A 7563-nucleotide genomic window follows, 5' to 3' on the forward strand; every position below is an offset into this window, starting at 1 on the left:
GGGTGCCCAGGCCGCCGGCCGCGCCGATCCTGGTGCGCGGTTCGATGCCGTGCCGGTGGGCGACCTCGTCGCGCAGGGCCAGGATCTGCGGGAGCGCCGTGGCCAGCGGCCGGCCGTCGGTGTGCCCGCCGCTGTCCGATTCCACGGTGAGGTCGTCGACCATCGGCACGTGCGCCGCGAGCGCGGCCTCGTCCGGGGTCAGCAGACCTTCGGCGACCAACTCCTGTACCAGGGCCGCGGGCGCGGGCGCGAAGAACTGCGCGGCGACCTCGGGGCGCGACACCTTGGCCATCAGCATCCGCGCCCGGCGGATCCGACCGTCGGGCCCGACGTGCAGACCCGCGGCGCCCCCGTGCACGAGGGCACGGGTGACCTCGCTGAAGGCCGATACCGAGATGCATCGCACCCCGTGCGCGATGGCGAGCGCGGCGACCTCGTTCTCCCACGCGGGCGAGTGCGGGTTGTGGATGATGTTCACTCCCCACGACGCCTGTTCGGGCAGATCGCGGCGGAGTTCCTCGATGGCCGCGCGCACCGCGTGGATGGGCAGGCCGGCCGCGCCGAAGATGCCCAGCAGGTCGGCGCGTGCCATCGCCTTGACCATGGCGACACCCGCGATGCCCTGCGCCATCTCCCCTGCGACGTAAGGGAATCGGACGCCGTGGTCGGCGGTGAAGGAGCGGTCGCCGAGCCATTCGGGATACAACGGCGGGAGTGTGCCGACGATTTCGCAGCCTTCGACGGGCTCTTCGCCCAGGACGGCGCCGGTTGCCGAGTCGGACAGGCGGCGGACGATCCGGGCCGCGCTCCGCGGTTGCCGGAGCACGGCGAGGAGGCCGGCCGCGGTGAGGTCCGACACTTCACGACGAGGGGATTCCTGCAGTCCGATGGTCATGAACGGTTTTCCTGTGGCCTTCCGGAAAGGGAACTTGGCTTCGGTTTCGTCGACCGTCAACGAATCGCGTACGTTCCGGACAGTAGGTAAGCCATGTCGACGGGGGTCTGCGAACAGGCGGAGCCCAGGACGCGGCGCGTGTTGCGGTCGTCGTAGACACGGGTGTGCCGAAAGTAGGCGGAGAATCCGGCGTAGCTGTGAAAGCGCTGCTCGGCCGGCGAGAGCCTTTCGGGCAACGCGGACGCGAGCTTGATGCGGATGGGCGCGAACTTTTCGAAGAGCTCGATCAAGGTCTCGGCCGAGACGTTCTCCGGGTGCACGATGTGGTGCGTTGCGACATCCGTGGTTCCGTGCTCCGCGGCGATGCGCACGATGGCACTCGCGGCGTCCTCGACCGGGAGACAGTTGAGCCGTGCGTCGGGCCTTCCCACCATGTGGATGACCGGCCGCAGACCGCGCGGAATGGAAAGACCGGCGATCCCTCTTTCGATGGTCGACGCCCGCAGCAGCCCGCTGATGGTCTGAAAGGGGTGGGCCGGCAGCCCCGACACCGGACTGCGGTCCGTGAGGAGAATGCTGGGCCGCATGATCAGGGCCGGCATTCCGTTGTCACGGGCCCACCGATGCACCAGGGCCTCGGCGTCGCACTTGGATCTCTCGTATTCGTTCTCGAAGCCGTGCGTGTCGTTCAGGTCGGCTTCGTACACCCTGCCGGATCGACGGGAACCGGCCACGAACGCGGTACTCACGTGACAAAAGGGCGCGCCGTACGGACTTCTGGACGCGATGTCCAGGAAGTTGCGCGTCCCGTCGACGTTGACGGGACGAATCGACCGGGCGCCCGTATTGAGGTCGATGTTGCCGGCGCTGTGGAAAAACATGTCAGTCCGCCGGACGAGCTTTTCCAGCGCGTCGTCCGGAAGGCCGAACAGCGGCTGTTCGATCTCGATCTCCGTTTCGTCGGCAAGCCGGCGAAACTTGTGAATGAAATCCGTCGTCTCCGAAAGTAGTTGAAGACCGTGCGAGATCCGGTCGATCGAACTCGTACTGCCTCGACGCGAGAGCAGGGTGACCGAACAATTCCGGTTCACGAGTTCACGAATGAGCCGCAGACCCAGGAAGCCCGTGCCGCCAGTCAAAGTAACCCGCAAGGTCGTTTGCCTCTTCTCGGTGGGTGCCGATGCCCGGTATTGCACGCCGATTCTAGCCACGGCCACAGGCGAATATGCGCGGGTAACGGGGGCGCGAGGCGGATTCATCACAACGGGCTAATCGCACGAACAGGGGTCGGTCGGGTTATAAAATACCCGAATCGACAAAGGCATCACCCATTCGCACCCCTGTTCCATCGGCTTCGTGCTGACATTCGATTCCTAATATCCGACTTTTCCTCGCGACGGGCCCTCTCGCCCACAATCGTGAGTTGCGGGCGGGTACCCGGGGTACCCTCGCTTCCGGCGCAGGCAATTCACCCGTACGTCCCCCGGTGCCCGGCGGATCGTCGGCGACGGAATTTGCCCGCCGCCGGCCGCCGCCCGCGCGGCGATGACGGCCCCGGTCGCTGCGCCTTCACGCCTTCACGCCTTCAGTCCATCGGCATCTCGGCTTGCGAGCGGCGCATCCCGCCCCAGTGGCGGCGACGTCGTCATGGGAGGACAAGCAATGCTCGACACAATCCCGATCCCGCCCTCGGAGCGCGAGGCGCCGCCCGAGCGCGCGGCCGACGGCGCGCTGAACCGCCTCGCGGGGCGGTGCGTTCGACACCGACGCTGGTTCCTGGTGGGCGCGTTGATCGTCCTGGTGTTGGCCGCCACGATCGTCGCGGGTGCCAAGGACCGCTGGTCCAACGGCGGGTTCGACGCGACCGGAACACAGGCGGCCGAGGCCGAGCGGATCGCCGCCCGCTACGGGGCCGAATCCCCGGACCTGGTGTTGTACGTCCGCGCCCGCACCCCGGTGGACGACGCCGCCGTCGCCGACACGGGGCGCCGACTGACCGCGCTGATCGCGGGCCGCCCCGGCGTGACCCGGGCCACCTCCTACTGGAACACCGGTTCCCCCCTGTTGCGGTCCCAGGACGGACTCGGCGCCCTGGTCCGCGTCGACCTGACCGGAACCGAACGCGAGCACGTCGCCACCGCTCGCGCACTCGTCCCCGCTGCCCGTCACGCCGCCGGCGATCTGCGGGTGAGCGTCACCGGGCCGGCGTGGCTGAACGCACAGGCCACCGACGAGTCCGAACGCGACCTCAAACGGGGCGAACTCCTCGCCGCACCCCTGACGTTGATCATCCTGCTGCTGGCGTTCGGGTCGCTGACCGCGGCGGCGATCCCGGTCGCCATCGGCGCGGTGTCGGTGGCGGGAGCCCTCGCCGTGTTGGCCACGCTGACCCTGGTGATGCCGATCACCGTCTTCGCGATCAACATCTGCGCGGCGCTGGGCTTCGCGCTGTCCGTCGACTACGCCCTGTTCATCGTGACCCGCTATCGCGAGGAGATCGCCCGGGGAGCCGAGCCACGCGAGGCGATCGCGCGCAGCATGTCCACGGCCGGGCGCGCCGTGCTGTTCTCCGCGGCGACCGTGGCACTGTGCCTGTCGGCGCTGTTCGTGTTCCCCCTGGAACTCCTGCGCTCACTGGCCTGGGCATCGATCCTGGTCGTGCTGATCTCCGCGCTGACGTCACTGCTCGTCCTGCCCGCGCTGCTCGCCGTCCTGGGACCGCGGTTGGACCGGCTGGACCCCTTTCGCCGACTGCGCCGAGGCACCTCCCGGGTCGGGGGCGGCAGCCCCGTCTGGCGCCGGATCGCCCGAGCGGCCACCGCCCGACCGATCCTGTGCGGTGGCACCGCCGCCGTACTGCTCCTGGCCCTGGCTCTGCCCTTCACCCACGCGCGGTTCACCACGATCGACGAGAAGATCCTGCCGACCGCGTCGGAGCCGCACCACACCGCCCAACTGCTGCGCACCGACTTCGCCGATCCTCCCGAGCGCATCATCCCGGTGATCCTGCCCCGCGCGAACGCGACGACCGATGCCGCCGCGATCGACGCGTACGCCCGGCGGTTGTCCGCGTTGCCCCACGTGTCGCACGTCCTCGCCGACACCGGCGACTACCGCGCGGGCCTGCCCGTCCCCCGTCCGGAACTCGCGCCCGCGGCGGACGCCGCGGCCTCGGCGAGCGGGCTGCGCGTGGTCCGCCCGGAACGCCCATCCGTACCCCCGGCGTCTGCCGCCACCGCCGGCAGCGTGCTGCGCGTCGTGTCCACCGACGGCAGCCAGGCACCGAACACCGTCGCACTCGTTCGCGAGCTGCGCACCCTGCCCGCGCCGCAGCCTCACGTGGTCGCCGGCAAGACCGCGGAGTTGACCGACACCAAGAGCGCCCTGCGCGACGCCCTCCCCTACGGCGGAGGGATCATGCTGATCGGCACTCTGGTCATGCTCTTCCTGTTCACCCGCAGCGTCCTGGTGCCGGTCAAGGCGGTGCTGATGGGGCTGTTGAGCATGATGGCGAGCCTGGGTGCGATCGTCTACATCTTCCAGGACGGCCATCTGCGGTCGGTGGTGGGCGACTTCACCACCGACGGATCCTTGGAGAGCACGATGCCGCTGCTGACGCTGGCCGTCGCCTTCGGGATCTCCGTGGACTACGAGGTCTTCCTGCTCGCCCGGATCAAGGAGGAGTTCGTCCGCACCGGGGACAACTCCCGGTCGATCGTCTTCGGCATCGAGCACACCGGCCGACTGTTCACGGCAGCGGCCCTGATCGTCGCCGCCACCATGGTCGCGCTCACCCTCTCCCATGTCGCGCTGCTCAAGGTGGTGGGCGTGGGTCTCGCGGTCGCGGTCGTCGTGGATGCCACCGTCGTGCGTGGGGTGTTGGTCCCCGCTCTCATGCAACTCACCGGCCGCGCCAACTGGTGGGCGCCGTCGCTTCCCCGTCGGCTGCCGCGCGAAGCGCGGGCGAAACTGCCCGACGCGCGGAGTGAGGTGCGGTTGGGGTCGGGTGTGCCGGGGGGGTCGGGCGTGCCGGGAGGGTCGGACACGTCGGGCGTTTCTGATGCTTCGGGTGCTTCGGGTGCTTCGGGTGCTTCGGGTGCTTCGGGTGCTTCGGGCGACGGCGGCTCGGTCAGTGCGGACGACTTGGTCGACTCGGGCGGTTCGGTCGGCCCGGTCGGCCCGGACGGCTCGGACGATGTGGGGAGTTCGGTCGACTCGGTCGACTCGACCGACTCGGCGGACTCGGCGGACTCGACCGACTCGACGAACTCGCCGAACTCGCCGGACCTGACGGACGTGACGGACCCAATGGACTCGACGAACCCGACGAACCCGACGGACCCGACAGTCTCGACGGACCCGACGAACCCGGCGGACTCGGCCGGCTCGACGAATCCGCCCGAGGAGCCGAGGTCCGACGCTTCGTTGTCCCGGGCATCCGTGGCCGGGGCGTCGGGGTCCGACCCGGCGGCGTCGGAGAAGCCGGCTCCCTGACTCGTCTGCCGGCCGACCTGTCGGTCGAGGCGACGTCGAGGGTCGAAAGCGGAGACGCGGCGCGACACGCCACCCGGACCGGAGCAGGCAACCGGCCACGGCGGGACGGGACTTCGTGCCCGCGGTCGGACCCGCCGAGCGGGTGCCTCGAATACCCGTCGGCCCCGCCCGTCCCGCCGGTTTCGCGGACCGGACTCGGCCTTCGACCAACGAATTCCGCGATTCGGACGACTGTTCCCTTTCGCCGGCGCCGCGCTTGTCTCCATTCCCTCTTTCGGGCGTATTCGTTTCCGGCGGAACTCCCTTGAGGGCATAGAGTTTCGGCGATCGACCGTCATTTCGGACGGTAAGCGCGACCAGACCACCCGACCTCAGCCTTTTCGCGTGAGACGAATCGAGAATCGCCCATGGAATCCATGTGCCGCCCGCCCAACGTTCGTTCCGTACGCCCGGACCTCGTCACTTTCGTGCCCCGCCCGCAAGCCTCCGTACGACTGCTCACGGTCCCCTACGCCGGTGCGGACGCGACGATGTTCGTGCCGTGGGTCGAATACCTGCCGGATTTCGTCGAACTGACGGCCGTGCGACTTCCGGGACGCGGCGCGCGAGCGGACGAGGTCTCGCTCACCGACCCGGTCCAACTGTGCGCGATGGTCGCGGAATTGATCATGGACTCCGACGACGGACGCCCGTTCGTCTTCTTCGGGCACAGCATCGGCGCGATGATCGCTTTCGACACCGTGCGTGAGCTGCGCCGTTGCGGATATCGGCTGCCGGCGCTGCTGGCCATGTCGGCGGTCCCCCCGCCGCAGGGCGGCGCGTTCGCCCAGGCGTGCCGGCCGATCCTGGTATCCGACCAGCCCTGGCGCCAATTGGGTCTGACCGATCTGCTGCCGCCCGAGGTATTCCGTGACCTGGGCGCGATGTCCGCCTTCGGGCCACCGATGATGGCCGACCTGTTGTTGGCCCTCCACCACCGGTACGTCCACGAGGCGCCGTTGGATTGTCCGGTGAGTGTCTTCGGCGCTCGCGACGACACCATGGTCGCCGTGGAATCCTTGTCGAATTGGCAGGAACAAACCACGATGCCGGTGCGGCTGCGGACATACTCCGGCGGACATCTGTATGTCCACGAAGCACTGCCGAGCCTTCTCACCGACCTCTCCAGTGACCTGCGGAGCATGGTCGGCACGCTCACCTGAACGTCGAGAGCACGTGCTTTCTTCGTCCGTCCGAAGTATGTCGACCATCTGGGGTGAGCGTGTGATTCGAGACTACGCAGGTCGCGTGTGTACGGTGACGGGAGCCGCTTCGGGCATCGGGCAGGCGCTCTCGTTCGCGCTCGCCCGGCAGGGGGCGAGGTTGGCCCTCGCGGACGTCGACGCGGACGGGCTGACCGAAACGGCGGAGCAGGCCCGCCTTCTCGGCGCGGGCCGGGTGTACGCCGACGTGGTCGACGTGGCGCAACGTGCGGCCGTCCAGGACTGGGCGGACGCGACGGCCGAGCGCTTCGACGCGGTCAACCTCGTGATCAACAACGCCGGTGTGGCGTTGACCGCGAGCGTCGACGAGATGGAGTGGGCCGACTTCGAGTGGATCATGGGCGTCAACTTCTGGGGCGTGGTCCACGGCACGAAGGCGTTCCTGCCCTACCTTCGTCGGGCCGACCGCGACGCCGGGGCGCATCTGGTCAACATCTCGTCCTCGTTCGGACTGTTCGGCATGCCCCTGCGCAGCGCCTACTCCGCGACGAAGTACGCGGTGCGCGGGTTCACCGAGTCGTTGCGCAACGAACTACGGCGCGAGGGCAGCGAGATCGGGGTGACCACCGCGTTCCCCGGCGGGATCAGGACCGCCATCGTGCGCAATTCGCGGACGCCGGAGGGTGCCGACCGGGACGACGTGGTCGCGGTGCACGAGTCGCTGTCCAAGACCTCCGCGGAACACGCCGCGCGGGTGATCCTCACGAGCGTGCGCAAGGGTCGGACGCGCGTATGCATCGGCGCCGACGCGAAGATGATGGATCTGGGCACCAGGTTCCTGGGTTCGGCGTTCGAACCGGTCGTGCACGCGTCGATCGAGCGGGCTCGGGCGAAGGTGGCCCGCCAGGCGGCGAAGAGCCCCGCCGAAGTGTCGCCGTAACCGACGTCGGCCTGCTCGATCCGATCGGATCG

Annotated in this window: 4 protein-coding genes and 1 pseudogene; 3 read left to right on the plus strand and 2 right to left on the minus strand. The window is 68.9% G+C overall.

Annotated elements, in window-relative coordinates; translation table 11 throughout:
- Together GT354_RS47375 and GT354_RS47380 are read right to left on the minus strand one after the other, a co-directional pair.
- A pseudogene (locus GT354_RS47375) lies at positions 1-895 on the minus strand (2-nitropropane dioxygenase); the annotation flags it as partial.
- Between the two features lie 56 nt (positions 896-951).
- Positions 952-2154, minus strand: coding sequence for an SDR family oxidoreductase (locus tag GT354_RS47380; RefSeq protein ID WP_161363984.1), 1203 nt, complete (start codon positions 2152-2154; stop codon positions 952-954).
- 403 nt (positions 2155-2557) lie between these two features.
- Between GT354_RS47380 and GT354_RS47385 the strand changes: the two genes are divergently transcribed.
- From GT354_RS47385 to GT354_RS47395, 3 genes are all read left to right on the plus strand, one after another.
- Positions 2558-5389, plus strand: coding sequence for an efflux RND transporter permease subunit (locus GT354_RS47385; protein ID WP_161363986.1), 2832 nt, complete (start codon positions 2558-2560; stop codon positions 5387-5389).
- A gap of 407 nt (positions 5390-5796) precedes the next feature.
- A complete protein-coding gene (locus GT354_RS47390; protein ID WP_161363988.1) occupies positions 5797-6591 on the plus strand; it encodes an alpha/beta fold hydrolase in 795 nt (264 codons plus the stop codon).
- Positions 6592-6685: 94 nt separating this feature from the next.
- Entirely contained in the window at positions 6686-7531 is an 846-nt protein-coding gene (locus tag GT354_RS47395) for an SDR family NAD(P)-dependent oxidoreductase (RefSeq protein WP_346012504.1), read from the plus strand.
- Positions 7532-7563: the final 32 nt, after the last annotated feature.

Origin of the sequence: Streptomyces sp. SID3343 (genome assembly GCF_009865215.1) — a bacterium.
Classification (GTDB): domain Bacteria; phylum Actinomycetota; class Actinomycetes; order Streptomycetales; family Streptomycetaceae; genus Embleya.

What these genes read in the sequence shown, in the direction of transcription:
- GT354_RS47380 (WP_161363984.1), bottom strand. Translation starts at nt 2,154, where the DNA reads ATGAATCCGCCTCGCGCCCCCGTTACCCGCGCATATTCGCCTGTGGCC.
- GT354_RS47385 (WP_161363986.1), top strand. Translation starts at nt 2,558, where the DNA reads ATGCTCGACACAATCCCGATCCCGCCCTCGGAGCGCGAGGCGCCGCCC.
- GT354_RS47390 (WP_161363988.1), top strand. Translation starts at nt 5,797, where the DNA reads ATGGAATCCATGTGCCGCCCGCCCAACGTTCGTTCCGTACGCCCGGAC.